This is a genomic window from Mucilaginibacter sabulilitoris (assembly GCF_034262375.1).
GTDB lineage: Bacteria > Bacteroidota > Bacteroidia > Sphingobacteriales > Sphingobacteriaceae > Mucilaginibacter > Mucilaginibacter sabulilitoris.
In genome coordinates this window covers 674,438-701,110 of the sequence record NZ_CP139558.1, presented here as the reverse complement: position 1 = coordinate 701,110, position 26,673 = coordinate 674,438, and the positions used below count along the sequence as shown (strand labels likewise).

General features: G+C 43.9%; 22 protein-coding genes. 12 read left to right on the top strand and 10 right to left on the bottom strand.

The annotated features are described in order from the left end of the window. Positions 1-14: 14 nt before the first annotated feature. Together pnuC and SNE25_RS03110 are read right to left on the bottom strand one after the other, a co-directional pair. Positions 15-626 carry a nicotinamide riboside transporter PnuC gene (pnuC, locus tag SNE25_RS03115; protein WP_321563630.1) on the bottom strand — a complete coding sequence of 204 codons (612 nt, stop codon included), beginning with the start codon at positions 624-626 and terminating at the stop codon, positions 15-17. A gap of 60 nt (positions 627-686) precedes the next feature. Beyond that, complete coding sequence (locus SNE25_RS03110) at positions 687-3,128, bottom strand: TonB-dependent receptor (RefSeq protein ID WP_321563629.1); 2,442 nt, start codon at positions 3,126-3,128, stop codon at positions 687-689. Positions 3,129-3,609: 481 nt separating this feature from the next. On the opposite strand from SNE25_RS03110, the gene aspS reads away from it, so the two are divergent. The 7 genes from aspS to SNE25_RS03075 all read left to right on the top strand — a co-directional run bounded on the left by aspS (position 3,610) and on the right by SNE25_RS03075 (position 9,691). Continuing rightward, on the top strand, positions 3,610-5,355 hold the full coding sequence (gene aspS / locus SNE25_RS03105) for an aspartate--tRNA ligase (RefSeq protein WP_321563628.1): 1,746 nt from the start codon (positions 3,610-3,612) through the stop codon (positions 5,353-5,355). Positions 5,356-5,443: 88 nt separating this feature from the next. After that, on the top strand, positions 5,444-5,905 hold the full coding sequence (locus SNE25_RS03100) for an FKBP-type peptidyl-prolyl cis-trans isomerase (RefSeq protein WP_321563627.1): 462 nt from the start codon (positions 5,444-5,446) through the stop codon (positions 5,903-5,905). 78 nt (positions 5,906-5,983) lie between these two features. Next, on the top strand, positions 5,984-6,454 hold the full coding sequence (locus SNE25_RS03095; RefSeq protein ID WP_321563626.1) for an FKBP-type peptidyl-prolyl cis-trans isomerase: 471 nt from the start codon (positions 5,984-5,986) through the stop codon (positions 6,452-6,454). 144 nt (positions 6,455-6,598) lie between these two features. Then, on the top strand, positions 6,599-7,906 hold the full coding sequence (locus SNE25_RS03090) for an amidohydrolase (RefSeq protein WP_321563625.1): 1,308 nt from the start codon (positions 6,599-6,601) through the stop codon (positions 7,904-7,906). 22 nt (positions 7,907-7,928) lie between these two features. Then, positions 7,929-8,444, top strand: coding sequence for a nuclear transport factor 2 family protein (locus SNE25_RS03085; protein ID WP_321563624.1), 516 nt, complete (start codon positions 7,929-7,931; stop codon positions 8,442-8,444). Positions 8,445-8,467: 23 nt separating this feature from the next. Then, the gene (locus SNE25_RS03080) at positions 8,468-9,370 is read left to right on the top strand and encodes a hypothetical protein (RefSeq protein ID WP_321563623.1); all 903 of its coding nucleotides are present in this window, start codon (positions 8,468-8,470) and stop codon (positions 9,368-9,370) included. Between the two features lie 6 nt (positions 9,371-9,376). Next, positions 9,377-9,691: a low molecular weight protein tyrosine phosphatase family protein gene (locus SNE25_RS03075; RefSeq protein WP_321563622.1), complete on the top strand. Its 315-nt coding sequence runs from the start codon at positions 9,377-9,379 to the stop codon at positions 9,689-9,691. A 231-nt stretch (positions 9,692-9,922) separates the two neighbouring features. On the opposite strand, the gene SNE25_RS03070 is transcribed toward SNE25_RS03075, so the two are convergent. The 4 genes from SNE25_RS03070 to SNE25_RS03055 all read right to left on the bottom strand — a co-directional run bounded on the left by SNE25_RS03070 (position 9,923) and on the right by SNE25_RS03055 (position 15,846). Next, positions 9,923-12,817 carry a DEAD/DEAH box helicase gene (locus SNE25_RS03070; protein WP_321563621.1) on the bottom strand — a complete coding sequence of 965 codons (2,895 nt, stop codon included), beginning with the start codon at positions 12,815-12,817 and terminating at the stop codon, positions 9,923-9,925. 218 nt (positions 12,818-13,035) lie between these two features. Next, positions 13,036-14,154, bottom strand: coding sequence for a DNA polymerase IV (gene dinB, locus SNE25_RS03065; RefSeq protein WP_321563620.1), 1,119 nt, complete (start codon positions 14,152-14,154; stop codon positions 13,036-13,038). Between the two features lie 165 nt (positions 14,155-14,319). Further along, complete coding sequence (locus SNE25_RS03060; RefSeq protein ID WP_321563619.1) at positions 14,320-14,880, bottom strand: DUF922 domain-containing protein; 561 nt, start codon at positions 14,878-14,880, stop codon at positions 14,320-14,322. 21 nt (positions 14,881-14,901) lie between these two features. Then, complete coding sequence (locus SNE25_RS03055) at positions 14,902-15,846, bottom strand: SPFH domain-containing protein (protein ID WP_321563618.1); 945 nt, start codon at positions 15,844-15,846, stop codon at positions 14,902-14,904. 98 nt (positions 15,847-15,944) lie between these two features. Here SNE25_RS03055 and SNE25_RS03050 point away from each other — a divergent pair, with 98 nt between their 5' ends. Next, positions 15,945-16,130, top strand: coding sequence for a hypothetical protein (locus tag SNE25_RS03050; RefSeq protein WP_321563617.1), 186 nt, complete (start codon positions 15,945-15,947; stop codon positions 16,128-16,130). A 78-nt stretch (positions 16,131-16,208) separates the two neighbouring features. Here the strand turns inward: SNE25_RS03050 and SNE25_RS03045 are convergent, their stop codons facing one another. The 3 genes from SNE25_RS03045 to SNE25_RS03035 form a co-directional block, all read right to left on the bottom strand. Continuing rightward, positions 16,209-18,551: a S9 family peptidase gene (locus SNE25_RS03045; protein ID WP_321563616.1), complete on the bottom strand. Its 2,343-nt coding sequence runs from the start codon at positions 18,549-18,551 to the stop codon at positions 16,209-16,211. Positions 18,552-18,625: 74 nt separating this feature from the next. Next, positions 18,626-19,765: a CapA family protein gene (locus tag SNE25_RS03040; RefSeq protein WP_321563615.1), complete on the bottom strand. Its 1,140-nt coding sequence runs from the start codon at positions 19,763-19,765 to the stop codon at positions 18,626-18,628. Between the two features lie 94 nt (positions 19,766-19,859). Then, entirely contained in the window at positions 19,860-20,456 is a 597-nt protein-coding gene (locus tag SNE25_RS03035; protein WP_321563614.1) for a C40 family peptidase, read from the bottom strand. A gap of 496 nt (positions 20,457-20,952) precedes the next feature. On the opposite strand from SNE25_RS03035, the gene pdhA reads away from it, so the two are divergent. Together pdhA and SNE25_RS03025 are read left to right on the top strand one after the other, a co-directional pair. Next, positions 20,953-21,948 carry a pyruvate dehydrogenase (acetyl-transferring) E1 component subunit alpha gene (pdhA, locus tag SNE25_RS03030; RefSeq protein WP_321563613.1) on the top strand — a complete coding sequence of 332 codons (996 nt, stop codon included), beginning with the start codon at positions 20,953-20,955 and terminating at the stop codon, positions 21,946-21,948. A 43-nt stretch (positions 21,949-21,991) separates the two neighbouring features. Beyond that, a complete protein-coding gene (locus tag SNE25_RS03025) occupies positions 21,992-23,656 on the top strand; it encodes a pyruvate dehydrogenase complex dihydrolipoamide acetyltransferase (protein WP_321563612.1) in 1,665 nt (554 codons plus the stop codon). 153 nt (positions 23,657-23,809) lie between these two features. Here SNE25_RS03025 and SNE25_RS03020 read toward each other — a convergent pair whose 3' ends face one another. Continuing rightward, a complete protein-coding gene (locus tag SNE25_RS03020; protein ID WP_321563611.1) occupies positions 23,810-24,340 on the bottom strand; it encodes a DinB family protein in 531 nt (176 codons plus the stop codon). Positions 24,341-24,549: 209 nt separating this feature from the next. On the opposite strand from SNE25_RS03020, the gene SNE25_RS03015 reads away from it, so the two are divergent. Beyond that, positions 24,550-24,978 carry a cytochrome B gene (locus SNE25_RS03015; RefSeq protein ID WP_321563610.1) on the top strand — a complete coding sequence of 143 codons (429 nt, stop codon included), beginning with the start codon at positions 24,550-24,552 and terminating at the stop codon, positions 24,976-24,978. A 233-nt stretch (positions 24,979-25,211) separates the two neighbouring features. After that, complete coding sequence (locus SNE25_RS03010; protein WP_321563609.1) at positions 25,212-26,621, top strand: anthranilate synthase component I family protein; 1,410 nt, start codon at positions 25,212-25,214, stop codon at positions 26,619-26,621. The last annotated feature ends 52 nt before the right edge of the window (positions 26,622-26,673 follow it).

Below are 26,673 nucleotides of genomic sequence, written 5' to 3'. Positions count from 1 at the left end.
TTACGTAACACGTATTACGTATAACGTACAACCTTTTCGGCTTTTCTCCTCCAGTCAAAATAGCCAAAGCAGGCTACCACAAATAAAAAAACGGTTAGCACAGCAAACATGGGCAGTTTTTTGTAAAACAACAGCGGTACGGCAAACAGGTTGGATATATTTAAAAATACCCAGTTTTCTACCTTTCGGCGGGCCAGCAGCCACATGCCTGCCCAGGCTGTTGCCGATACAAAGGCATCCCAAAGCGGCACATTTGACGGTGTAAAGCTTCTAAGCAAAATATACAATACCGCCCAGCCGCCCAGCGAAATAGCCATGCTTATCATCCACTCGTTTTTGTTGGAATAGGTAACTTTTACCGATGGCGCATCGCGTTTTTTAATCCAGTGTATCCAGCCGTAAACACTCATTACCACATAATAAACATTCAATGCCGACTCCGCATACAGTTGTACTTCCATCAGCAGTAAAATAGATAGTGCAGTGGCCAGAATGCCCGTAGGGTACAGCCAGATATTATTAACACGGGCCAGCAACACCTCGGCAACACCCAAAGCAACGGCAAGCCATTGCACCCAGGTGGTTTCTTTTATTTGTTCAATAAAAAGTGATACAAGATCATGCATAACTGTAGTTTATACCTTCAATTCGTGAAATTCGTTTTCATTCGTAAAACTTCGTGCATTTTAAAAATTAAGACTTAACGATGCCATAAAATTGCGCGGTGCCTGCGGGAAAAAGTAGTTATAATTTACCACGTGCCCGCCTTCAATATCCGGGTAGGTAGCGCCGTTAGCCTCATACTTTTTGCTGAAGATATTATTTACCTGCAAGCCAAGCCCGATATTCTTAACCGACTTTACGCTAAAATTATACCGCAGCCGCACATCGCTCACAAAATAACCTTTCAGGTAGCGGTTAACAGCATAAGGGTTAGCGGCATTTTCGGGCGCTATGTCAAACCCCTCCGGATTACGGTTCATGGTATTATCAACATATTGTTTGCTGATATATTTGCTGATAAAAGCTATCTCTCCGCCTTTTACCGGGCTATAGCTGATTACACTTGAACCGATGAATGACGGCGAAAAGGCAATATCTGTTTTCGCGAATTTTTCGCCAACCAGCGTACCATCGTCATAATTTGAAAAGAACTGCTCGTAGTTTTTAATTTTATTGGTGCTTAAAGTAGCTGTTACACCCCAGTTAAGCTGGCTGGTGATTTTCACCTTGCCATCCAGTTCAACACCGGCACGGTAGCTGTCTTTTACATTGGTACGTACCGGCGAGCCCACATCGTTCAATGAACCGGTTAATACCAGCTGGTTTTTGTAGAGCATATAAAAAGCGTTGATTCCCCCGGTAAAAACAGAACTGCTGATACGGTAACCGGCTTCAATATCCTTCAGGTTTTCTGACTTGGGCCTGTTTTGCGGCGGCGAATCTACATAGTCATCACGATTGGGCTCGTGGTTACCCACCGCGAACGATGCGTACACATTACTATGTTCATTAAACTGGTAGGTGATACCGGCCTTAGGGTTAAAAAAGTTAAGTTCGGCAGTTTGCTGCGCGTTGTTCAGGTTTTTATCTATCCCGAAAAAGGAATAGCTGATATGGCGGTACTGCACATCGGCATACAGCAAAAATTTACTCAAATGCCATTCTGCGCGGCCGAAAATATTAAAGTCCTTCTTTTTGGCGTTGTCACGATAGTACTCATAATCCGGACCAATACCTGCGCTCTCTTTGGTATAAATAATATTACCGTAATGCGCGCCTGAGTATTGGTTATAAGCTCCGCCAAGGTTTAAATTCAAGTTATTTTGAGGCTGATATTTCAACGCGTAAGTAACACCATAAAAATCGTTATCGAGCCAAAGCCTGCGTACCAAATCAGTAGTATTAATGGTATCGGCACCAATAATAACTGGTGCAAGGCCATAGCCGCTCACATTATCTCCCGGCCTGAACTCTTCATAATAACCCTTGCCTTTAGTATAATGTAAAGCGCCGCTAAAGGATAACTTATCAGATAGTTTTTGATCGTAAAGCAATTGGTAATGGTTTTGCGTGTAGTTATCAACCTGATTTTTATAATAAGAACCGTCGGACATTAAGCCCAGCTCATTGTAAGTGCGGTTGCCTTCGCCTATCATATAATCGGGCACACCGTTCCAGGCTTGGTAAGTAGTTTCATAGCCCGAAAACACGTTGGCCCTCAACGTACTGTTTTTGCCATACCAGGCACCGCTCAGGAAAAACGATTTAAGGTTTGAAGAAGCCCTGTCGATATAACCATTGGAATGGATGCGCGACAAACGGCCGTCCAAACTAAAATGACCGTCCAGTAATCCCGTACCTGCGCTCACCGTATTTTTTATGGAACCATAAGACCCTGCCGATGTATTAATTTCGGCATAGGCGGTATCGCGGCGGGTGGTGGTTTGTATGTTGATACTGCCTCCGAAAGCCCCCGCTCCGTTGGTTGATGTTCCCACCCCGCGCTGGATCTGGATATTATCAATAGACGAAGCGATATCCGGCAGATCGACAAAATAACTGCCCTGGCTCTCAGAATCATTATACGGGATGCCATTGATTGTAACGTTAACCCTTGTAGCGTCCGATCCGCGTATGCGGATACCGGTATAGCCAATGCCCGCCCCCGCATCTGAACTAACCACTACAGACGGGGTCTGGTTAAGCAAATACGGCAGATCTTGCCCGAAGTTATTTTTGGCCAGATCCTTTTTACTTACGTTGGTATAAGCCGTAGGTGCGTTTTTGCTTGCCCTTGTGGAGCTTACCGTTACCTCTTCGGCTGTAAGTGTGCCATTATTCAGGGCAATGTTAACAACCTCGTTGGTTTTTAAGACAATGTTTTTTGTGGCTGGTTGGTAGCCGATATAGCTCACCTTTAAGGTGTAATTACCGGCTTTGAGATTGGTAAAGTCATATTTTCCCGCCGCGTCGGCAACCGTGCTCCGGGCAGGGTTAATAATGCTGATGCTTGCTCCGGGCAGGGCCTCACCCATTTGGTTGGTGACCTGGCCCGTAATAGAAAGTTGTGCTGATGCCAAAACAGGCAGCAACAAGGCGGTGATAGCCGCGAATAAAAATTTCAAAATAATGAATAAACTAAAAATAGTTAAACCATCTGCCCATCAGGGTGAATGTACAGTACACTTAACTTGTTACCTCTTCCTACGCCGGCATTACCCGGATCAGGTGCATGGAATTGAACTATGAGTGACCGGTTATGAGTTGCGAGTGCATCAAAAAAAGATAGTACTCAAAACTTAAAACTCCATACTCAGAACTACAACTCCAATGGGTTTGATCTCAGCCTGTCTTTCAGTTTTGGTAAAAACATTTGTTTTTGAACCCAAAGCAAGGCACCCCTTGAGAATTATGGTGCAAATATAGGGTTTATTTGCGATTTCGGATGTTCGATTTCGGACTGTGGATGGTGATGAGCATATAATTGATGTAAAGTCACCGCTCCAAATCTGCGTAAAGTTGTTTCAAAAGTTCAAATTTCGAAATCGAACATCCGAAATCCGAAATCAAAAACTTACTTTTGCAAACTTTTATTAAACTATTATTATGCTTAGAACTCATACCTGCGGCGAATTAAATCTCAGCAACTTAGGCCAATCGGTTACTTTGTGCGGATGGGTACAAAAATCGCGCGATTTGGGCGGCACCACATTTATTGATGTGCGCGACCGTTATGGTTTAACCCAATTGGTATTTAATACCGATACCGATGCGGCACTGCGCGATACAAGCCGTGAGCTGGGTCGTGAATTTGTGATAAAAGTTAGCGGCAAGGTGCTTGAGCGCACCAATAAAAATCTTAAAATACCTACCGGCGAAATTGAAATTGCTGTTGAGGGTATTGAAATACTAAATGCGGCCAAGCTGCCGCCGTTTTTAATTGAGGACGAGACCGACGGCGGCGAAGAGCTGCGGGCAAAATATCGTTACCTTGACCTGCGCCGCGCCCCTATACGTAACAACCTTGTTCTGCGCCATAAAATGGCCCAGGAAATCCGTAAATATTTAGACGGGCTTGATTTTATTGAGGTGGAAACACCGGTACTGATCAAATCAACCCCGGAAGGCGCACGTGACTTTGTGGTGCCAAGCCGCATGAACCCGGGCGAATTTTACGCCCTGCCGCAATCGCCGCAAACCTTTAAGCAATTACTGATGGTAAGCGGTTTTGACCGTTATTTCCAGATTGTGAAATGCTTCAGGGATGAGGATTTGCGTGCCGACCGCCAGCCGGAATTTACCCAGATTGACTGCGAACTATCGTTCATTTCGCAGGAAGATATTCTGAATATTTTTGAAGGGTTAACCCGCCACCTGTTCACCACCGTAAAAGGTATTGATCTGGGCGATTTTCCGCGTATGCAATACGCCGATGCCATGCGTTTATATGGTTCCGACAAACCGGATGTTCGTTTCGGGATGGAGTTTGTGGAACTGAATGATATTGTAAAAGGTAAAGGCTTTGGTATTTTTGATAATGCCGAACTGGTAGTAGGTATTAACGCCAAAGGCTGCGCCAGCTACACCCGTAAACAAATTGATGAATTGACCGAATGGTTAAAACGCCCGCAAATTGGCGTTACCGGCATGATCTATTGCCGTTACAATGAGGATAGCACCTTAAAATCATCTGTTGATAAATTTTACAGCGAAGATGAGCTGGCCAACTGGGCAGCCGCTTTCAATGCCGAAAAAGGTGACCTGATGCTGGTACTTGCCGGCCAGGCCGATAAAGTGCGTAAACAATTGAATGAGCTGCGTTTAGAGATGGGTAGCCGTTTAGGCCTGCGCGATAAAAACAAATTCGCGCCGCTTTGGGTGCTTGATTTCCCTTTACTGGAGTGGGACGAGGAAACCAGCCGTTACCATGCCATGCACCACCCGTTCACCTCACCAAAACCAGAAGATATTGATCTGCTGGATACCGATCCGGGAGCTGTACGAGCAAACGCTTATGACCTGGTGATCAACGGTACCGAAGTTGGGGGTGGCTCTATCCGTATCCACGACCGTGCCATGCAATCGCTGATGTTTAAACACCTGGGCTTTTCGGCTGAAGAGGCACAAAAGCAATTTGGCTTTTTAATGGATGCCTTTGAATTTGGCGCGCCTCCGCACGGCGGCTTAGCCCTTGGGTTTGACCGTTTAGTATCTATTTTTGCAGGCCTTGATTCTATCCGTGATGTGATCGCTTTCCCGAAAAACAACTCAGGGCGCGATGTGATGATCGATTCGCCATCAACCATCGCAGATGCGCAAATGACCGAGCTCAAGATCAAAACAACTGTTTAAATCTTCACCGATAAACATATAAACAAAAGCTCTCTCCTGATTTCTTTCAACCGTAGGAAATTTGAAGAGAGCTTTTCTCATTATAAAAATGAAAAGATATATTTTACTACTAGGCGTTATCATCATAACGCTGGCTTCATGTACCGATGGAGCACCGTTTGATGCTGCCAAACAAGCCCGGCTTGACGATTCCACCATCAGGGTTTACCTGGCTGCCAACCCGTCCATCAAGGCTGTTAAAGATACCTCGGGCCTATATTACCAGGTTATTAATCCCGGTAAAGGCGCAAATCCAACAGCAGAATCAACCGTTACGGTAAACTACGCTGGCAAGCTGCTTAACGGTACTGAATTTGATTCGGGCAAAGGTTTTACGAGCCCGCTGGCGGGTCTAATCCCGGGCTGGCAAGTTGGCATCCCCCACGTTAAGCCAGGAGGCCGCATACTGCTTATTATCCCATCGGCCATGGGTTATGCCAATAACGAAGCAGGCAGCATCCCCCCCAATTCCGTACTGCTGTTTGATATCGATCTGCTCAGCTTCAAATAAAAGCGCCTTAAAATATCACTATGCCTGTATCGTTTATCAGATCAACACGTATGGTGTTCTAACTACACATATAAATAAATGAAAAAACTTCTATTCTTATTTTTAGCTCCTCTTGTAATTTTATCGTCCTGTTCCAAAAATGATTCAGAAGTCGACCCGGTGAAACAAGCCGCGACCGATGATGCCACTATCAAAACCTACCTTAAGGCACATCCCGAAATTAATGCCACCAAAGATCCCTCTGGTATATATTATCAATTGATAAAACCAGGTGCCGGCGATAATCCAATATCCACTTCAACAGTTACGGTAAACTATACAGGCAAACTGCTTGACGGCACTACCTTTGACAAAGGAACATCGTTTACAAGCGCCTTAAACGGCAACCTGATAACAGGATGGAAAGTAGGCATCCCTTTGGTTAAGGCAGGCGGTACCATTTTATTGATCATCCCATCGGGCTTAGCCTACGGCAGCCGCGCCAATGGTTCAATACCTGCTAACTCAGTATTATTATTTACTGTCGATTTGATTGGCTTTTACAGATAATCACACTTCTGACATAAACTGAAAACAGGCCCGGGGACATCCCGGGCCTGTTTTGTTTACGCAACTATCCTAAACATCTTATCACCGGGTAGTTATGCTTTTTTAAAGTATTGTTCTTATATTAACTGTTCAAAAAAACAGTTTATGAAAACAGGCCTTACCTTTTCCTTTTTGCTGTTCACGGTTGGTGCATTTGCTCAAAATAATGCGGCAAAAACACAGGTAAGTAACAAGGCAGAAGCGCTGAAAAGCCAGATCATTGCCTGGAGGCGCGATTTTCATGAACACCCGGAACTGGGTAACCACGAGGTGCGCACATCGGGCATTATTGCCAAACACCTGCAGTCGTTAGGGATACAGGTACAAACAGGTATTGCTACAACAGGGGTTGTAGGGATTTTAAAAGGTGGCAAACCCGGACCGGTAGTTGCCCTTCGTGCCGATATGGACGGGCTACCGGTAATTGAACGCACCCCGGTACCTTTTGCATCAAAAGTAAAAACAACTTATAATGGGCAGGAGGTTGGCGTAATGCATGCCTGCGGGCACGATTCGCACATGGCCATATTAATGGGCGTGGCGCAAGTGCTTTCCTCTATGAAAAGTGAACTGCATGGCACGGTTAAATTCATTTTTCAACCTGCGGAAGAAGGCGTTGAACCCGGACAAACGGGTGGCGCCGAAGAAATGGTGAAAGAGGGCATACTGGAAAGCCCAAAGGTTGATGTTATATTCGGCTTGCACATCAATTCGCAAACCGAGGTGGGTAAGATCACTTACCGCCCGGGTGGTACCATGGCCGGGGTTAATGATATGCAGATCATTGTAAAAGGAAAGTCGGCACACGGGGCCTACCCATGGTCGAGCGTTGACCCGATTGTAATTTCGGCGGAGATCATCAACAACCTGCAAGCCATTGTGAGCCGCAATGTTAATTTAACCGAAAACCCTGCCGTTGTAACAGTAGGCGCTATAAAAGGCGGTAACCGCACCAATATTATTCCCGAATCGGTGGAGATGCTGGGAACCCTGCGTTCCTTTACCGCAGCCGATGAAAAACTACTGGAGGAGCGGGTAAGGCAAATAGCCACCAAAACTGCCGAAGCCCAGGGCGCTACCGCCGAAGTGAAGATACCATACAGCACGCATTACCCGGTTACTTTTAACGACCCTAAGCTTACCCAAAAAATGTTGCCCAGCTTGCAGCATACCGCCGGTGCTGAAAACGTGTTGCTGAAACCACCAGTTACTGGGGCCGAAGATTTTAGCTTTTATCAGGAAAAGGTTCCGGGTTTGTTTTTCTTTTTAGGCGGAATGCCCAAGGGCCAGGATCCGCTCAAAGCACCATCGCACCATACACCCGATTTTTATATTGATGAAAGTGGTTTTACATTAGGTGTTAAAGCCCTTTGTAACTTAACTTTGGATTATATGAACAGTAATGCCAAATAGTGTTAACCATATTAACCTGATCATGAAAAAAAATATATCAGCTATGTTGTGCCTGGGTGTTTTAACATGCTTGTTAACCGCACCAAAAACATACGCCAGGAATATCGTGGGGACAGATTCTGTAAAAACCATAAAAACATTAAAGCCCGAAGTACTGGAAATTGTAAATACCGTGCTGCAAGCCTCCTATACTTTTAAAATAGAAAAGGTTTCAGAGGTGTACACCCCCAACGCGGTAGTGAGCGATGAGCAGCAACCTTTTTCGTGGAACGGGCAGCTGGCTGGCGTGCAGTGGGTAAACTCGGTGCAAAAAGCCGTTGCCGATTTTAAAATTAAAGACTTTAAGGTAAATGTTAAACGCATAAAAGTTTTTCAGCAAACAGAAGAGATTGCCTACCTGGTTGTACCAGTAGAATATACCGGCACCATTAACGGCGAACCTTTTGACGAAGAAGGCGCGTTCTCATTTGTACTACGCGTGGTGGGCGGCAAATGGCTCATCAAAAGCCAGGCCTGGGTACCCAAAAATGGCTTGTAGATTTTCCTGACCTAAACCGATATATGAAACCTAACCTTATTACCTTTCCTGATGTCGCTGTAATGAGAAAATTAATTATTTCGTGCACCTTGTTAGTATTTGCACTAAAAGCATCGGCTCAACATAAAAACACACAAAGAATAACCGATAGCATCGTTAATGAAGGAAAAGCCCTTTTTCGATCGGAATGGGCATCATGGTATGGCTCAGATATTTTTGTGGCACAATGCAAAGAGAAAAGGGCGTTAATTGGAGGCTATATATCCTACGAAACCCCAACGGGTTTGAACAATGTATTTTTTTCAAAAGGCGACGACCCGATGGTATTAGCAACAACATCATTCGGTAACGATTTTAACGAAAATAACTACAAGCTGGATACCGTTACGCGGAAACTCAATACTTCAGAAAAAGAACTGGTCAGCATTCGTCAGGCTGTGGTAAAACGCATGGGTACTGATACCATATTTAAATACTTTAAAAACACCGAGCTTAATCCTGTACCTATTATCAGGAATGGGGTTAAAAGAGTATATATTTTAACTGGGCCGCGGACGAGCGGAGTCGTTATTTTCGGCAACGATTATCTGGTGAATTTTGATAAGAGCAACGAGATAACGGAAATAAAGCGGTTACATAAAAATATTATCCCTATGGAATATCACAGTCCGACGGCCGATAGCAGTAAAACAGAAGTTAGTGCCATGCATTCTCACTTACCAGAAACCGGCGATTTTATAACGGCAACAGACATTTGTACCTTAATGTTGTATGAAAAATACACTACGTGGAAGCAATATTATGTAATGTCAAAAAAATATATTTCTATATGGGATTGTAAAAAGAATGAGCTTTTTGAAATGACAATGGAAGCATGGAAAAAAACAGGTGAGGATCAGGCAACAAGACACCCAAATCACAATTAACATCATTTGGCAAACCTCCTTTTCATTTGCAGTAAAAATCAATGGCGCAGCCCAACGGCGGAGCTATTATTCAGGAACCACCCTATACATACAGCCAGTTCTGCCGGAACCAGCGATAAGGCCCGTATCCGCATAAATCAGAAAATGATTGACCAGGCCGATGTTATTTTTGTGATGGAACGCAAACATAAAGACCTGCTAAAACAGCGCTTTGATATTACCGGCAAACAACTCTTCATACTTGATATTGAAGACGATTACCAATTTAATGATCCGGACCTGATCACAATTTTAGAAAGGATTTTGAAGGATTATTTGTAAAATCAGATTGTCATCCTGAGGAACGAAGTATCTATTCGCGAGCTATACAAGCTGTAGAATAGATACTTCACTACGTTCAGTATGACAAGTTTCATATTGGCTTGTATTGGCGTCGATGACGCTTTGAGCGTAAAAAAATGGCTGTCATGCTGAGTTCCGTCGAAGCATGATGGGTTGGCATCTGCGCGCGACCCTTCGACGGGCTCAGGTGACACCCCCTCCCGCTAATTATTATCCCAGTATCTCCCTAATATCATCGGCCGAAAGGGATTTGATGAAACTTTCTTCGGTGGTGATGAGGGCTTTGGCTACGCTGAGCTTGCGCTGCTGCAGGGCCAGTATCTTTTCTTCAACCGTATCTTTTGTGATGAATTTATAGATAAACACGTTTTTGGTTTGTCCAATGCGATGCGTGCGGTCAATGGCCTGCTGCTCAACGGCCGGGTTCCACCATGGGTCGAGGATAAACACGTAATCGGCTTCGGTAAGGTTAAGCCCCACGCCACCAGCTTTAATAGAGATCAGGAACACGCGGGTCCTTTCATCTTCCTGGAATTGCTTTACCACATCGCCACGGTTCTGGGTACTGCCATCGAGGTACACATAAGGTACGCCTTCGCGGTCAAAATGATCGCGGTAAATGGCCAGCTGTTTTACAAACTGCGAAAATATGAGCACTTTGTGACCGCCATCCAATACGTTGGCCAGGGTATGCACCACGTTTTCAAACTTACCGCTATCGCCCTCATAATCCTTGTCGATCATGATAGGGTGATTGGCAATTTGGCGAAGCTTGATCAAGCCCTGTAGTACCTGTATTTGCGTTTTGGCGAAGGTGCCGTCTTCCAGGCTTTTCAGCAGCTCATTACGGTATTCTGATTTTACTTCTTCATATACCGATGCCTGTTCTTCGCTCATCTGACAGTAGAAAAGATTTTCAGTTTTTGGCGGCAGCTCGGTTGCTACCTGCTCTTTGGTACGACGTAAAACAAAAGGTTTTATGAGCGCCTGCAGCTTGCGGGCTTTGTCTTCGTCCTTTTTCTTTTCAATAGGTGTTACAAACTCGTTCTGGAAAAATTGCTGTCCGCCAAGCAAACCCGGGTTAATGAACGACATTTGCGTCCACAGGTCATTAACCGAATTCTCCACCGGGGTGCCGCTCAATATCAGTTTAAAGCGCGATTTAAGCTGCTTTACCGACTGGAATGATTTTGAGGACGGATTTTTGATATTCTGGCTTTCATCCAGTATTACATAATCAAAAAAGTATTCCTTAAACATGCCAATATCAATACGACTGATGCCGTAGGTGGTGATCACCACATCGTAATTGGCAAACACCTCTGCCGAGCGGTAACGCATGGTACCGGTATGCACCATCAGCTTAAGCTGCGGGGCAAACTTTTTAGCCTCATTAAGCCAGTTATATATCAGCGAGGTAGGCATAATTACCAACGAAGTGCTTTTACTGCCTGCAGCCTCGGTATCTTCTTTATGTTTTTGCAGCAGGGCAAGTGTTTGTATGGTTTTACCAAGGCCCATGTCGTCGGCCAAACAGCCCCCAAAATGATAGTTCTTTAAAAAGTGAAACCAGTTGTAGCCTGCTTTTTGGTATGGCCGTAAATGACCCGCAAAATTTTGCGGCATCTCCACATCTTCCAGCGCTTCAAAGTCGGTAAGCTTTTGCAGCTTGCGGGTCATGGTTACATTAGCCATCTCGCCCTCTGCAAGGTCATTTACCAGGCCTATGTGGTGGCGGCGCAGTTTAAGATCGTTGCCACCTTCGGTAAAGTGCAGCAGGTTGCCGTATTGCGAAAACCACTTATCCGGAATTACCGCTATTTCGCCCGATGGCAGGATAAACTCCTTTTTACGGTTAAGGATGTGGTTTTTTAGTTGTATAAAGGGTATGCGGTAAGGTCCGAACCAAACTATGGCATGAATATCAAACCAGTCGTTATTTTCAGTTACCTCGAGGTCTATTTTACTATTGCCAAATACATATCGTTTTTGGCCCTCTGGTTGTTCCAGTTCAAAACCCTGCTCAATAAGCTGGTCGTGGTGCTGGTTAAGCCATTCAAAAACCGAGAAGGAATGGTCGGCATCTTCATCGTTATTATTAACCTCCAGGTTCTGGAACAAGCTCGATACCGTTTTAAGACCCATTTGCTCCAGCTGCTGCATTTTGTTCCTTTCCCAGGTGATAGAGCGTTTTATACGATGAAATATATAGTCGTCGCCGTTTTTCTCCATCCGTACCGATACATGCCGGCCATCGCCATAAGGAAAAATATAACCAGCATATTTAAAATACAATTGCAGCTGTGATGTGCCGCCCTCAATATAAATAGGCTTTAAGGCAGCCTGGGCATCGTATTTTTCGGTATTGATAGTAAAGCCCTCGGCGTATACGTTCTGTTTTTCGATAAGCGGAGCTACAAACTTTTCAAAATATGACTGCTCTGATGAGCGCGGGATAGCTATAAAACGTTTATTGAGAAAAGGCACCAGCTTTTTGCCTTCAATTTCCTTTTCAAAATAATACAGGGTATCATCCAGCAGCATCCAAGCGGGGTGGTTGCAAATGATCTCGGCATTTTTGAACATAAATTCAATGCGCATCCCCTGGTACTTAATGGTGGGGAAATACCTGATCTCCTCCTCATTACGCCTGAAATGGAACAGCACCGATGCCGCTTCTGTAGCTATCTGCAGTTTCTTCTCACCCGGATATCCCTCTTTGCTCATCTGGTATACCTGCTTATTGCATAATAAACTGAGCGCTTCGGCCATCCGTCTTTCCATTTTAGGGCGAATAGTATCAAACAGTTGCTCGTTAAATATTTTGGCAAAAAACTCAAACGGGCGAATAGGTTTTTTATAATACCGTTTAATCACATTGCCCTGTTCCATCTCCTCCAATATTTTGATGAGTTTGATGTCGGTTTCGTCAAGGCAATGGACAAATTCCTTAGCAGTATTTGAGAATAAACGCTGGTGTGTTAATGAAAATTCGCCGTTAGGATTAAGCTGAACTATATGCGGTTCTATAACGTACGACAGGTACTCATGCCGGGCAATGGCATATATAATCTGGCAAGGTTTTGTACTGTCGACGCGTAGCATTAAACTTCGGGGTAAAAAATTTATTGAAGCTACATCAACAAAAAATTCAAACGTAATGAGAATTTGCTGTATTTGAAAGGTTTTTTTGTTAAATAATTGTTAACTCGACCATAGTTTGAGTTAAATTGTTGATTTAGTGATGTTGATGGACAATTTGTGAGAAGTAATGTGAAGGCGGGAAATACAGGAGAATTCCCCCTTTAGGGGTTAATGGGCATCTAAAACTCCAGTTCCAGCTGATCACCGGGTCCGGCTTCACGGGTTTCTTTTTGTTTGGGAGTAACATCACCAAAATTGGAAAGGGAAATTCCCAGCAACCTGATCCGGGCATCGTCAGTATAAACAACAGCCATCAGCTGTTTAGCCGTTTGACCGATAGTTTCCAGGTCATTAAAAGCTGTTGGAAAAGATTGATTGCGGGTAATTTGTTTAAAATCGCTGTATTTTACTTTGAGGGTAAGTGTACGGCCTTTTAAGTCGTATTTAGTAAGCCGGTTATAAACAGTCTGCGCAATTTTTTCCAGTTCAGCGTCCATTTCTTCGAGCGTGGTGAGATCATAGGCAAAGGTATCCTCGGCGCCTACTGATTTGGTTTCGCGGTGCGGCTGTACCTCGCGGTTGTCAATGCCGCGTACGATCTGGTAATAAAACCTACCCACTTTACCAAAATGCCGGGTTAGTTCTTCTTCGGTAAGGTTTTTCAGGTCGGCACCGGTATGCAGGCCCATTTGTTTCATTTTTTGGGCGGTAACCTTGCCTACACCAAAAAACTTTTCGACTGGCAGGCGTTCCATAAAATCTTCAATAGATGAAGGGCCTATAAATTTCAGGCCATCGGGTTTATTAATATCCGATGCTATTTTGGCTACAAACTTATTGATAGATACACCCGCCGAAGCCGTGAGCTGCAACTCATCCTTAATGGCCTGCTTTATTTGTTTAGCTATTTCAATAGCTGAGCCGATATTCAGCTTATCGTTGGTTACGTCGAGATAGGCTTCATCTAAAGATAATGGCTCAATCAGGTCGGTGTATCGGCTAAAGATCTCCCTAATACTCCGTGATACTTCATTATATGCAGCGAACCGCGGCCTTACAAATATGGCATCCGGACAAAGCTGTAATGCCCGTTTGGATGACATGGCCGACCGTACCCCAAACTTACGGGCTTCATAACTTGCCGTGGCGACTACCCCGCCCCGCCCCTGAGGTGAACCACCTACTACCAGCGCCTTTCCCCGGTACTCCGGGTAGTCGCGCTGCTCAACCGATGCATAAAACGCATCCATATCAATATGGATAATTTTGCGGATGATTTGAGCGGGGTCATTTGACATGTATAGCAAAGATAAGCCCCCCAGCCCCCTAAAGGGGGAGTAAGATTGCAATTTTTTATTCCAAGCTCATATTAAAATGTCATTCTTAGCAACGAAGAATCTATTAAAGAAGCTTGTATATCGAAGAATAGATGCTTCACTATGTAGCATGACAGCAACATTTACTTAACGGCTATCTCTGTCTTCGCCCGGCATAAAACGCAGTTGCTTTTGAAAATATACATCCCAGCTATGTTGTTGTACCCTGTCGGTCATGTGCTGGGTGTCTTCATCGTAATCAGTATTGAGCTGCTTGTATTTGGCATCAATGCGGCTAAAAATGGCCATGGCTTCGTACTGGTAATTACGACTAAAACGGGTTTTGGCTATTTCGCGCAGTACCTCCTGTTGTTCAAGGTAGGCGATGGTATAATGCCCCTGCTCGTGCTTTAACACTTCGGCCAGCACCTGGGGCGATGTGATCTTGCTCCTGTCGAGCCATGACCTGTCGGTATTCAATATCAGGTGAACAAAGGCGTTGATGATGTAACTACCATTTTGGCGGCTTGCCTGGTATTTAAAATCAATAGTGCAATTTGTATAGGCAATTACGCCGCGCGCGTTTGCACGCGGCGTTCCGCCAAAATCATTTACAGTTAACTGATGGAACTGTTGGGCAGCTGCCTTGCCCATCATTAATAAAAACAGGGCTATAATGCCGGTACACTTAATCCATCTTACACTCATGAAACATGCAGGTTAAAACTTTTACTTTTTGACGTTTTTGACAGCGTCGGCATATAAAAGGTTTAAGCCCATCATTTCTTTTAATGTATGTTGCATCTGGTCGGTTGAGCCATCCAGGAATATCACGTTACCCTGCGAGTTTTCGGCAAAGTGCTTGATAGATTCTGTCCACATGGTAAACATAATTACCGAAGTATCCATGTTGGCCTCTGCCATTTCTTTGGCTGCAACCGTCATACCGCGGGCCACCTCTTCGCGAAACAGGGCAATACCCTGGCCACGCAGCTGTGCGGCCTCACGCTCGGCCTGTGCCGAAATTTTGATGGCATTACCTTCTGCCTCGGCAGCTTTTGTTTTGGTAATCAATAATGCCTGACCTTCATTTTCGGCTGCTGCTTTCAGATTGTTTGATGCCACCACCTGGCTCATTGATTTCATGATCACTTCATCAAATGTAATATCGTTCAATTGCAGATCCTGTAAGTGGTATCCCCAGCTTTCCAGTATCTGGTCAAGCTGTTCTTTTACGTGCTCTACAATATCACGCCTTAATATCAATACTTCGCTCTGGCGCTTGGTGGCCACAAAGGCACGGATTGAACCCTCAACCGTACGGATGAGGGCCTGCATCAGGTTGCGCTCGTCAACAAACTTAAATGCTACGTTTTTGATGGTTTCTTCCTGCTGATCAAGTACTGAGTACAGCAGCATGGCTTTGAAGTAAACGTTAGCCTGGTCATAAGTTACTGCCTGAAACTCCAGCTCTACCGACCGATTCTGGATAGATATTTTGGAGTACACGTTTTCGATAAACGGAAGTTTAAAATTTAAGCCCGGGGTAAGTATCCTACGGTACTTACCAAATATTGTAATGACCACTATTGTGCCCTGTTTTACAGACACAAACGAGGTTGATACAATAATTAAAATAACAACTGCAAAAATAATAAAGGTGATTTCGCTCATTCCCATAAGTGATAATATTTAGTAAATAAATGTAGTAATTAATTTATGGTGTGCTATTTGTTTTTACAAAAATGCTTTAAATAAACAAGCATACATTCATGAACCTAAAACGAACTTTCGGGGCCATACTTACCGTACTTGGTATAATTGGCTTAATTTATACCGGCTTAGGGGTTATTAACCATACCGGTCAAACCACTACGCTGGTAGTAGTAGGCATTATCGCGCTTTTATTCTTTTTTACCGGCATCAGCCTGATACGTAATACAAAAGATGAAGCCTGAAATAATATTATTTCAGGCTTCGTCTTTAAAATCTAAATCTGCACAGTTCGTTTATAGCGCGGCAGTACCCGCTTTTGATTACTCTATGCTGTCACGAGGATCTGCTTTTCTGGTTAACTGATATTCCTTCGGAGGTTCATTTCCTGCCAAATTCTTCACAAAATAATCCCAGCGGCGGCGCGTCATGTACAATGAATATTTACCATAGCCATGTGCACTGTTCGGGAACACCACCAGATCGTAATTTTTATTGGCTTTTTCCAATGCCTCAACCACCAGCATGGTATTATAGGGCGGTACATTATCGTCAAATAAGCCGTGGGCAAGCATCAATTTACCCTTTAAATTCTTAGCATAGTTTTGATTGGCCTGCGCTTCGTAATTGGATGTGCCGTCTGGCTGTTGGGTTAATAAACCTATATAGCGTTCGCCCCAATCATCCTCATAATTACGGTTATCGTGATTTCCCGATTCGGATATACCCACCTTGAAGAAATCTGGAAAGCGGAACATGGCCGCCGCTGTTGCAAAGCCTCCGCCCGAATGGCCCCAGATACCGGCACGGCTAATATCAATGTAAGGATATTTCTGCGCCAGTTGCTGCATGGCGGTAATCTGATCGGGCAGGGTATTTTCAGACATGTGGCCATAATTCATGTCATGATAACTTTTTGACCGCAAAGGGTTGCTGGTGCCTTCAATTTGTACAACCACAAAACCTAATTCGGCCAGTGCCTGGCAATCGCCATGGGCTGCTTCAAATCCCCAATCGCCTACACTACCGCCCTGCGGCCCTGGATAAATGTTGTTGATAATGGGGTATTTTTTTGAAGGATCGAGCTTGGTAGGCACAAACATCAAACCATAAATATCTGTTTTGCCATCGTGCGCCTTCATCGCAACAGGTACCGGTGGTTTCCAGCCGGTGGCTACCAGTCTTGAAATATCCGTTTTCTCTAACGTGCTGATGAGCTTTCCGTTTATGCTACGCAGCACCCTAACCGGAGCAACATCAGGCGATGAATAGGTATCAATAAAATAATTATTTGTTGGCGAAAGTGTTATCTCATGTGTCCCGGCTTCAGGGGTCAGTAAGGTGAGGTTTTTGCCATCAAACCCAACCCTGTAAAAGTGCGTAAAATATGGGTTGCCCGGTTCGCGGCCATCGGCCAGGAAGTATATCTGCCTGTTCTTTTCATCAACTTTTAGCAATTGCGTTACCGCCCAGCTGCCTTTGGTAATCTGGTTTTTAACCTTGCCGGTAAGCACATCGTAAAGATAAAGGTGGCCCCAGTTATCCCGTTCCGAAAACCAGATAATTTCATTTGTTTTGGCAAGGTATTTCCAGTTGATGGTTCCCTGGCCTGACTCGTATTGCGTTGGTACGGTTTCTTCAAAAACTTCGCGTACCGCGCCGGTTGCAACGTCCGCAATTCGAAACTTCTCCTGTTTATGGTCGCGCGAGGTGGAAACAAAGGCCAGTTTGGAAGCATCAGCATTCCAGTCTACATCATCGAAAGTTCCGCTGCTTGCAATATCATCACTCAATGTGGCCCGATGCGGGTCGGGAGCAATTTGTATATTAATTACTTTAGGATTGTCAACATTGATGATCACACGCTGGATCATGGCTATTTCTTTGTCGCCTGGTAAAGGATATTTCCAGGCTTTTAATGTAGGGTGACCAACATTGGTGGTAACCAAATACATATCGCCAACCTTACGTTGATCTTGCTTAAACGTGGCTATCTTTTTTGAATCGGGCGACCACCGCAGAATAGGGGTGTCAGACGATTTCCAGCCGGCGTTATCCGTGGCATAGCCAAAGTCTTTTTCTCCATCGGTAGTGAGCTGCGTTTGCTGACCGGTAGCTACATTACGTACCCACAGGTTATCATCTTTTATATATGCCGCAAGTTTACCATCAGGCGAAAAAACTTCATTGTCGTTGTTTCCAGATTCCTCATGTCCGGAGGCGTCCGCCACAGCATTATCCGGTGTGCACTGATAGGTTTTTAAATCGCATTTCCATGATTTGCCATCGGCAATAAATGAAACAGATTTACCATCGGCAGAAAAGCCAATAGATGTGAAAGGAAGCTGGTTACCCGAATAGGTTTTACCTGCTGCTGCTGATAACGCCGCAGCCAGTTTCTGCTGATCAAAAGCCGCGGTCCTTGATTTCTTAGCCGGATCAACCAAAATAAATTCACTTCCCTGAGCGGTTAAAACGCGGTACCAGAATTTATCGCCGGCCATCCAGTTTGGGGTCACTTCGTCATGATCAACCAATTGCCTGGTAATGTAACTCATAAAACTTTCCGCATGTGCGTAGTCATTTTCGGTTAAGGTATGGCCTTGCTGCGCATTTGCGGTGAGGGCGAATGCTGCGGCAGTAATGGATAATAAATATTTATTCATGCGTTGCTGAACGTCTGTTTAAGAGTTAATGTTGTTATTAATTATTAAAGTGCAAATTAATGCTTTTAGGGTGCTTATTCTTTAGGCTGTATAACTTTTGCAAATGAATTTTCAAATTGGGGAACAGCAGTAATGTCGCCGTTGTCAGAAATAGTTAGGCCGGCATCCGGGAAATCTGTTTCGGTTAGCATGCGGATACGGCGCGAGGCCTGATTAAGTGTGTCGCGTACCAAACCCTTGTCATGAGCCTGCCTGAACGATATAATACGGCCGCTTAAAAACTCACCTTTTTTATTTACATAAACCTTTAGCAGGGGTGCCATACCGCAAACGCCTATCACGCTCACGCTTTTATACGTGCAAAAATTCCCCAGGCTATAGGCAATCAACCGGTTCTTATATATTTCTAATGCGCGATTAACATGGGGGCCGTTACCTAAAATAAGATCGGCACCGGCATCAATAGCATTATGGGCAAAGGCATGTACATCGCCCCGTTTTTCGCCAATGAACGTTTCAACCGTAAAGGGTACGTGTTCAAAATCAACACCTTCGCCTCCGCCATGAAATGATACTATAACAACATTGCAGCGCTGTTTCAGATCGCTTATGATGCGTGCGGCTCCTTTGAGGTCATGGATAGATACGGTATTAGCATTAGGTGCAAAGGAGCAAAAGCCATACTTGATACCATTAAACTCAAACACGGTTGACGGCTTTACCTGTAACCCGGCGTAATGTATGCCCAGGCTATCCAAGGCTTTAGTGGTGCTTTTACGACCGAAAGCGTCGAAATCATTAATATGGTTATTTGCCAAACTAAGCACGTTAAACCCGGCATTTTTTAAAACCGAGGCGTAATGAGTAGGCATCCTGAACAGGTACGATTTGCTCCGCTGGTGCAGCTTAAAATGTGCCGGCGCCCCGGTATCAAGCAAGGCTCCTTCAAGGTTGCCAAACGCAACATCGGCCGTTTTTAACTCGGCAGCGGCCGCCCTGAAACTATTGCGACCACTATCAGGAGGCAGAGTGGTACTATCGGGATATGATGTACCCATCATAATATCGCCAACGGCAGCTACACAAAGCGAATCGTGATGAGCAGGGGCAGGAACTTTTATGAGTGGATTTTGCGGAGATAACTGTTTTTTTTGTTGAGTGGCGAATTGCTTACTCCGGACAGGCCTTTCACAAGCCTGTAAAAAGATTAACATGCCGATTGCTGTGGGCACGAATAATTTTATAGTAAAAAAAAATCCCCTCATGTATATGACGGGACTAAATTACTTATTTAATTCAATTTCTTAATTATTGTTCTTTTTCATCAACATCATCTGACGAGGATGATGAGCCTCCGGTAAGTTCGTCTTTAAACGAAGCCAGCAAACGACCGCCTTTGTAAAAATAGCGGCTGTAATAATTATCATCTAGGCTGCTGATGGCAACACCTTTTGATGATGCATGTGCAAACCTGTTGTTGCCTAAATAAATACCAACATGTGATATACGGCGGCTGTGAATTTTGAAGAAAACCAAATCACCTTCTTTCAGGTCATCCCTCCCTACAGGGTTCACCATACTAAAAATATCACGTGAGCTTCTTTTAATATCCAGGTTAAAAACCTCGCTGTATAATTCTTTAGTAAAAGCCGAGCAGTCTATCCCTCTTCTTGATTCACCGCCAAAGTGGTATGGGGTACCAATCCAATCATAAACAAAATGAAAAAGTTTCATGTTTGAGGTTGCTGATAATGCAACACCCATAATTTGTGAAAGATATGTTTTGGCTAAACCCTCCTGCTCGTCGGGAGCTTTATCTGTAGTGGTATTGGTGACACTTGTTGTTTGAGCCTGTGAAGCTAAAACGCTGAAAAGTAATGCAATAGCAAAAATAATTTTCCTCATTTAATGTTTTAGTTTGCTGTTAGGGGCAACAAATTTGTTTATTAAATTAGACATAGTGTCTGTTGTTGGATACAAAACTATTTATATTTTTTATTATTGCAAATAAATGGCACTTTTTTTTCAAAAAATATAAATATTACTTCTAACGCAAAAAACCTATCAATTAAAGCCCTGACCTGTTACGTTTATGTTACTTTTTGGGTTACGGCTGCAATCGATATTTTTGCGTTTTATTAAAAAAATCAGAAGAATTTTGATCTAAAATCAATCAATTTAGGGTAAAAATCGTGTTTTAATACCTAAAAAGCTTCGGTAATATTTCAATATAGCAGTATAATGTTTGGCTAAACAAACAAAACGCGGTTAACCCTGCTCATTTATAAGCTTTTCTTGAAATAAAAAATAATCTGTTCAACAAATTCGCTGCGGTTTCGATAATTTCAAGGATATAATTAGATTTGCGCTTTACTCCCAAGAAATTGATTGTTTTAATTACATGAGTTCAATCGAAATTAACAAAGACACTTACCTGATGTGGTACGAACAAATGCTGTTAATGCGCAAGTTCGAAGAAAAAGCAGGACAGTTATACGGACAACAAAAAATCAGGGGCTTTTGCCACTTATACATTGGGCAGGAAGCCGTACTGGCCGGTGCCATGTCTGTAATAAAACAGGAAGACAGCATGATTACCGCTTACCGCGACCACGCTCATGCACTTGCTAAAGGCGTAACCCCTAACGCGGTTATGGCCGAGCTTTATGGTAAAGCTACCGGTTGCTCAAAAGGCAAAGGCGGCTCCATGCACATGTTTGATAAAGAAAAACATTTTTATGGTGGCCACGGCATCGTAGGCGGACAGGTTCCGCTGGGAGCCGGTATCGCTTTCGCCGAAAAGTATAAAGGTACCGAGTTTGTAAACATTGCTTATATGGGCGATGGCGCTGTACGTCAGGGGGCTTTAACCGAAACCTTTAATATGGCAGCGCTTTGGCAGTTACCTGTAATTTTTGTTTGCGAAAACAATGGTTACGCCATGGGTACTTCTGTTGAGCGTACCACCATACAAACTGATATTTATAAATTAGGCTTACCTTATGGTATCCCTTCTCAGGCTGTTGACGGTATGGATCCTGCCGCTGTTCATGTGGCAATGGACGAAGCCGTTCAGCGTGCACGCCGTGGCGAAGGCCCAACGTTCCTGGAAATGCGTACTTACCGTTATAAAGGTCACTCCATGTCTGACCCTCAAAAGTATCGTACCAAAGAAGAGCTGGAAAGCTACAAGGCTAAAGACCCAATTGAAATAACCAAACAAGTTATTGTAAAAGAAGGTTATGCTGATGATAAATGGTTTGAAGAAATTGATGCCAAAATAAAAGCTATAGTTGAGGAGTCAGTTAAATTTTCTGAAGAATCGCCATGGCCTGAGGCTTCTGAACTATATACAGATGTTTATGTTCAGGCAGACTACCCATACATCAGAGACTAATCCTATATTTATACTAAATTATTTATAACACTATTAATAGTATATGGCCGAAGTAGTTAAAATGCCTAAGATGAGCGATACCATGACCGAAGGGGTATTGGCGAAATGGCATAAGAAAGTTGGCGATAAAGTAAAATCCGGCGATGTATTGGCCGAGATTGAAACTGATAAAGCTACCATGGATTTTGAATCGTACCAGGATGGCACCTTGTTATACTTAGGTGTTGAAGAGGGCAATGCCGTTCCGGTTGACGCTGTTATTGCCGTTTTAGGCAACGAGGGCGAAGATTACAAAGCCGCACTTGAACAAAGTGGTGGCAGCGCCGAAAAGAAAGAAGAAAAACCTGCTGAAGCTGCTGCCCCTGAAGCAAAGGCCGAAGACAAAAAACCTGCTGCTACCGCAGCGCCAAAGGTTGACCTTTCAAGCATTCCTGCTACGGTTATCCGTATGCCTGCCCTTAGCGATACCATGACCGAGGGTGTTATTGAAAAATGGAACTTTAAAGTTGGCGACAAAGTAAAATCTGACGATTCACTGGCCGACGTAGCTACTGATAAGGCTACTATGGAAGTTGTGGGCTATGAAGAAGGTACGCTTTTATATATTGGCCCTAAAGAGGGCGAAGCGGCACCGGTTAATGGCATTATAGCCATTGTTGGTAAAGAGGGTACTGATATTACACCTTTATTACAGGATGCCGGTAGCGCAACAGCTACTGCACCGGCAGAAGAAGCCGCTCCTGAAGCAAAAGCCGAAACTACTACCGAAGCCGCCCCTGCTGCTTCATCAACTGCTGATGACAGCCGCGTGAAAGCATCGCCGCTTGCACGTAAAATAGCGAAAGATAAAGGCATTAACCTTAATGATGTAAAAGGCAGCGCAGAAGGCGGTCGTATCATTAAAAAGGATATAGAAGAGTTTAAGGCACCTGCGCCAACATCTACCGCTCCGGCAGGCGCAGAAGCTCCGGCTGCTGCTGCACCTGCTACTAAAGCGCCTATCACCCTGCCAACTTATACCGGCGAAGAGAAATTTACCGAAAGGGCAGTTACACAAATGCGTAAAGCTATCAGCCGCCGCTTAAGCGAAAGCTTGTTTACCGCGCCCCACTTCTATGTAACCATGAGCATTGATATGGACCAGGCCATTGCTGCCCGTACCCGCATCAATGACGTTGCCCCGGTTAAAATATCATTTAATGATTTTGTATTAAAAGCATGCGCCGTTGCCTTAAAACAACACCCGGCTATTAATTCATCATTCCTGGGCGATAAGATCCGTACCAACGAGCATATCCACATTGGCGTTGCCGTTGCAGTTGACGAAGGTCTGCTGGTACCGGTTATTAAATTTGCCGATGGTAAATCATTAAGCCATATCTCGGTTGAAGTAAAAGAGTTTGCCGGTAAAGCAAAATCAAAAAAATTACAGCCTGCAGAAATGGAAGGCTCAACCTTTACTATATCAAATCTTGGTATGTTTGGTGTTGATGAATTTACCGCTATTATTAACACACCTAATGCCTGTATCCTTGCGGTAAGCGGTATACAACAGGTTCCGGTTGTTAAAAATGGAGCTGTAGTACCTGGTAACATCATGAAAGTTACCCTGAGCTGTGATCACCGCGTGGTTGACGGCGCAACAGGTGCTGCATTCCTGCAAACACTAAAGTCACTATTAGAAGAGCCTGTAAGGCTGCTGATCTAATTTCAGATTTAATATATTCAAAGAGCGATGAAGTTTCCTTCATCGCTCTTTTTGCTTTTAAAATATTCATCCCTATTCTTCCCCGTCAGCAGATGGGATAATGAACTCACTCCGTTTGGTTACTTTTGTTCCTCGCAATAATACGCGGAGAAATTAAAGCTGCGCCTTAATCCCTTGTAACTGGTGTATATGCCGTTGGGTATGAAAAACGGTTAAATACATCCATTCCAGCAATGTGAGGTGCCCCATGCCCGGAAATTCGAAAGCCAGACAGGAGTCGGTGAGGTCCCTGGTTTCGGCAAGGACTATAAAACGCTCAAAAACATTTGCCAGCTTTTTTTTAACAGAATCCTTATCATAAGTTTTAACCGCAGGCGTAATTGCCTCTGCAGATGTAAATTTCAAATTAAAATCCAGGAACATATCCTTTAAGGCCTGCACATATTGATCAGGGCTTCTCCTGGTTGTACCGGTAGGGCCGTTTACCAGGTCTGTAATACCCGAAACTGACAGTATGATATGCTCGCCAAGTTGCCCGGCGGTCCAGCTGCCGGCAAACGGAACTTTATTAATGTCCTCCTCTTTTACATCATCAAGAGTTTGCAGCAATTCATTGGCCGTTGATTTTAATTGAACAGGTAACGGTTGTGTTGCCGTGTTGGTTTTTATGGTTTCCTCTTTCATAATAACATTATTACTTTATTGATGATTCAAATATCAGCTCTAAAATCGCTAGTCATGGGTGGCAAGAAAGACAAATTAGGGGTGATTTACGACAATTTTTATCACCTGATCATATAACCTCCCATCGCAAACCGTTAATTCACTGTCAAATAACCGCGATGTTTTTTCAGCTTTTTCTTTTATTGTATATTCACACAAAAATTTACGATATGAACCTTTATAGCTTTTTACAGCATCTCCATTCTGGCTTTCGTTACATTGTGGTGGTACTTATTGTTGTGGCTGCCTTATTGGCGCTTATTAACCTCATGGGTAAAAAACCTTATACCGAAGGTAACCGCAAGCTTAACCTTTTCGCCATGATATCGGTACATACCCAATTGCTTATTGGTATTGTATTGTATTTTGTGAGCCCGTTTGTTCAGTTTAACAGTACTACCATGAAAAACCCAGTTACCCGTTTTTTTACAGTTGAACACTGGCTTATGATGGTAATTGCCATTGTATTAATCACCATTGGTCACAGCAAATCAAAAAAAGCTACTACTGATGAAGCCAAGCACAAAGCTATTTTTGTGTTCTACATATTCGGTTTGATTATAATTTCAACCGGTATCCTATTAATTCCACGTGGCTAATAGGATTTAGCAAATAAATAATTTCAGAAAAAATTTGACAATTCAATTTTCTTTATAAATTTGTGACCGCGATGATTAAAAAAACACACACAAACAGCTGGTGGCACCAATTAAATTTGGCAGCCGGTTGCGTTTTTTAGTCAGAGACAACTAATCAATTGTAAACCTAAATAGGAAACCCGGCGACCCCAATTCGCCGGGTTTTTTTGTTTAATACACTTTTTGCACACAACATGAACAAATTTAAAATAACCACTACCCATAAAAAGCTACTCGCAGATACCACCACGCCGGTAAGCATTTACCTCCGCCTGAGAGATGTATTTCCCAACTCGTTGTTGCTGGAAAGCTCCGACTACCACAGCCGCGAAAACAGTTTAAGCTACATTTGCTGCGAGCCCATCAGCGGACTGGTACTAAACAACGGTATCCTGAAAAAACAATACCCCGATGGCAGCCAGGAAATACATGAGGCCGGAACTTTTGAGCTGATAGATCAGATTAACCAGTTCATCGGTAGCTTTGAAACTGATGCCAACCCGGGTAAGATCATCTCAAACGGGCTGTTTGGTTATTTTACACATGAGGCGGTAGAGCATTTTGAAACCATCAAACTCAAACAAAGTGATGACACTACCCGGCAGATTCCGGTGATGCAATATCATATTTACCGCTATATTATAGCAGTTGACCATTTTAAAAACGAATTGTACATTTTCCATAACCAGGCTGAAGGCGGACCAACCAATGGCGGTATCGAAAAACTGGAATATCTCATCAAAAACAAAAATTTCCCGGAATATCATTTTAAAAGCGTGGGCGATGAGCAGTCAAACCTTACCGGTGATGAGTTTATAGCCATTGTTGAAAAAATGAAGCAGCACATTTATCGCGGTGATGTTTTTCAGATAGTGCCATCAAGAGCTTTCTCCCGAACGTTCCAGGGTGATGAATTTAATGTTTACCGGGCGCTTCGTTCCATTAACCCCTCGCCTTACCTGTTTTATTTTGATTATGGCGATTTCCGCATCTTTGGCTCATCGCCCGAGGCGCAGATCACTATCAAAAACAATGTGGCCAGTATATTCCCAATTGCCGGTACATTTAAACGCAGTGGCGATGATGAAAAAGATGCAGAAATAGCTCGCAACCTGGAAAACGACCCTAAAGAATCGGCAGAACACGTGATGCTGGTTGACCTGGCCCGTAACGACCTGAGCCGCCATTGTGAACAGGTAGAGGTTAAAGCCTTTAAAGAGGTACAGTATTATTCGCACCTGATACACCTTGTATCGCATGTAAGCGGCAAACTGCTCCCCGATGTATCGTCATTTAAAATCGTAGCCGATACTTACCCTGCGGGCACGCTGAGCGGCGCACCTAAATACCGGGCCATGGAAATTATTGACGAGAACGAGAAAATTAAACGCAGCTTTTACAGCGGCGCCATAGGTTTTCTGGGTTTCAACGGCGATTTTAACCATGCCATCATGATCCGTTCGTTTCTGAGTAAAAATAATACGCTGCATTACCAGGCAGGTGCGGGCATCGTTGCAGGTTCAGTAGCGGAAAGCGAACTGAAAGAGGTTGATAACAAAATAGCGGCCCTAAGGCGTGCTTTTGAGCTGGCAGAGGAGTTGTAGAAGCCCCCTAACCCCCTAAAAGGGGAATAATAAACAATATTTGACATATCAA

What these genes read in the sequence shown, in the direction of transcription:
- SNE25_RS03080 (WP_321563623.1), top strand. Translation starts at nt 8,468, where the DNA reads ATGAAACCTAACCTTATTACCTTTCCTGATGTCGCTGTAATGAGAAAA.
- SNE25_RS03025 (WP_321563612.1), top strand. Translation starts at nt 21,992, where the DNA reads ATGGCCGAAGTAGTTAAAATGCCTAAGATGAGCGATACCATGACCGAA.
- SNE25_RS03045 (WP_321563616.1), bottom strand. Translation starts at nt 18,551, where the DNA reads ATGAATAAATATTTATTATCCATTACTGCCGCAGCATTCGCCCTCACC.
- SNE25_RS03100 (WP_321563627.1), top strand. Translation starts at nt 5,444, where the DNA reads ATGAAAAGATATATTTTACTACTAGGCGTTATCATCATAACGCTGGCT.
- SNE25_RS03020 (WP_321563611.1), bottom strand. Translation starts at nt 24,340, where the DNA reads ATGAAAGAGGAAACCATAAAAACCAACACGGCAACACAACCGTTACCT.
- pdhA (WP_321563613.1), top strand. Translation starts at nt 20,953, where the DNA reads ATGAGTTCAATCGAAATTAACAAAGACACTTACCTGATGTGGTACGAA.
- SNE25_RS03050 (WP_321563617.1), top strand. Translation starts at nt 15,945, where the DNA reads ATGAACCTAAAACGAACTTTCGGGGCCATACTTACCGTACTTGGTATA.
- SNE25_RS03010 (WP_321563609.1), top strand. Translation starts at nt 25,212, where the DNA reads ATGAACAAATTTAAAATAACCACTACCCATAAAAAGCTACTCGCAGAT.
- SNE25_RS03015 (WP_321563610.1), top strand. Translation starts at nt 24,550, where the DNA reads ATGAACCTTTATAGCTTTTTACAGCATCTCCATTCTGGCTTTCGTTAC.
- dinB (WP_321563620.1), bottom strand. Translation starts at nt 14,154, where the DNA reads ATGTCAAATGACCCCGCTCAAATCATCCGCAAAATTATCCATATTGAT.
- pnuC (WP_321563630.1), bottom strand. Translation starts at nt 626, where the DNA reads ATGCATGATCTTGTATCACTTTTTATTGAACAAATAAAAGAAACCACC.
- SNE25_RS03055 (WP_321563618.1), bottom strand. Translation starts at nt 15,846, where the DNA reads ATGAGCGAAATCACCTTTATTATTTTTGCAGTTGTTATTTTAATTATT.
- SNE25_RS03060 (WP_321563619.1), bottom strand. Translation starts at nt 14,880, where the DNA reads ATGAGTGTAAGATGGATTAAGTGTACCGGCATTATAGCCCTGTTTTTA.
- SNE25_RS03090 (WP_321563625.1), top strand. Translation starts at nt 6,599, where the DNA reads ATGAAAACAGGCCTTACCTTTTCCTTTTTGCTGTTCACGGTTGGTGCA.
- SNE25_RS03040 (WP_321563615.1), bottom strand. Translation starts at nt 19,765, where the DNA reads ATGTTAATCTTTTTACAGGCTTGTGAAAGGCCTGTCCGGAGTAAGCAA.
- aspS (WP_321563628.1), top strand. Translation starts at nt 3,610, where the DNA reads ATGCTTAGAACTCATACCTGCGGCGAATTAAATCTCAGCAACTTAGGC.
- SNE25_RS03070 (WP_321563621.1), bottom strand. Translation starts at nt 12,817, where the DNA reads ATGCTACGCGTCGACAGTACAAAACCTTGCCAGATTATATATGCCATT.
- SNE25_RS03085 (WP_321563624.1), top strand. Translation starts at nt 7,929, where the DNA reads ATGAAAAAAAATATATCAGCTATGTTGTGCCTGGGTGTTTTAACATGC.
- SNE25_RS03095 (WP_321563626.1), top strand. Translation starts at nt 5,984, where the DNA reads ATGAAAAAACTTCTATTCTTATTTTTAGCTCCTCTTGTAATTTTATCG.
- SNE25_RS03035 (WP_321563614.1), bottom strand. Translation starts at nt 20,456, where the DNA reads ATGAGGAAAATTATTTTTGCTATTGCATTACTTTTCAGCGTTTTAGCT.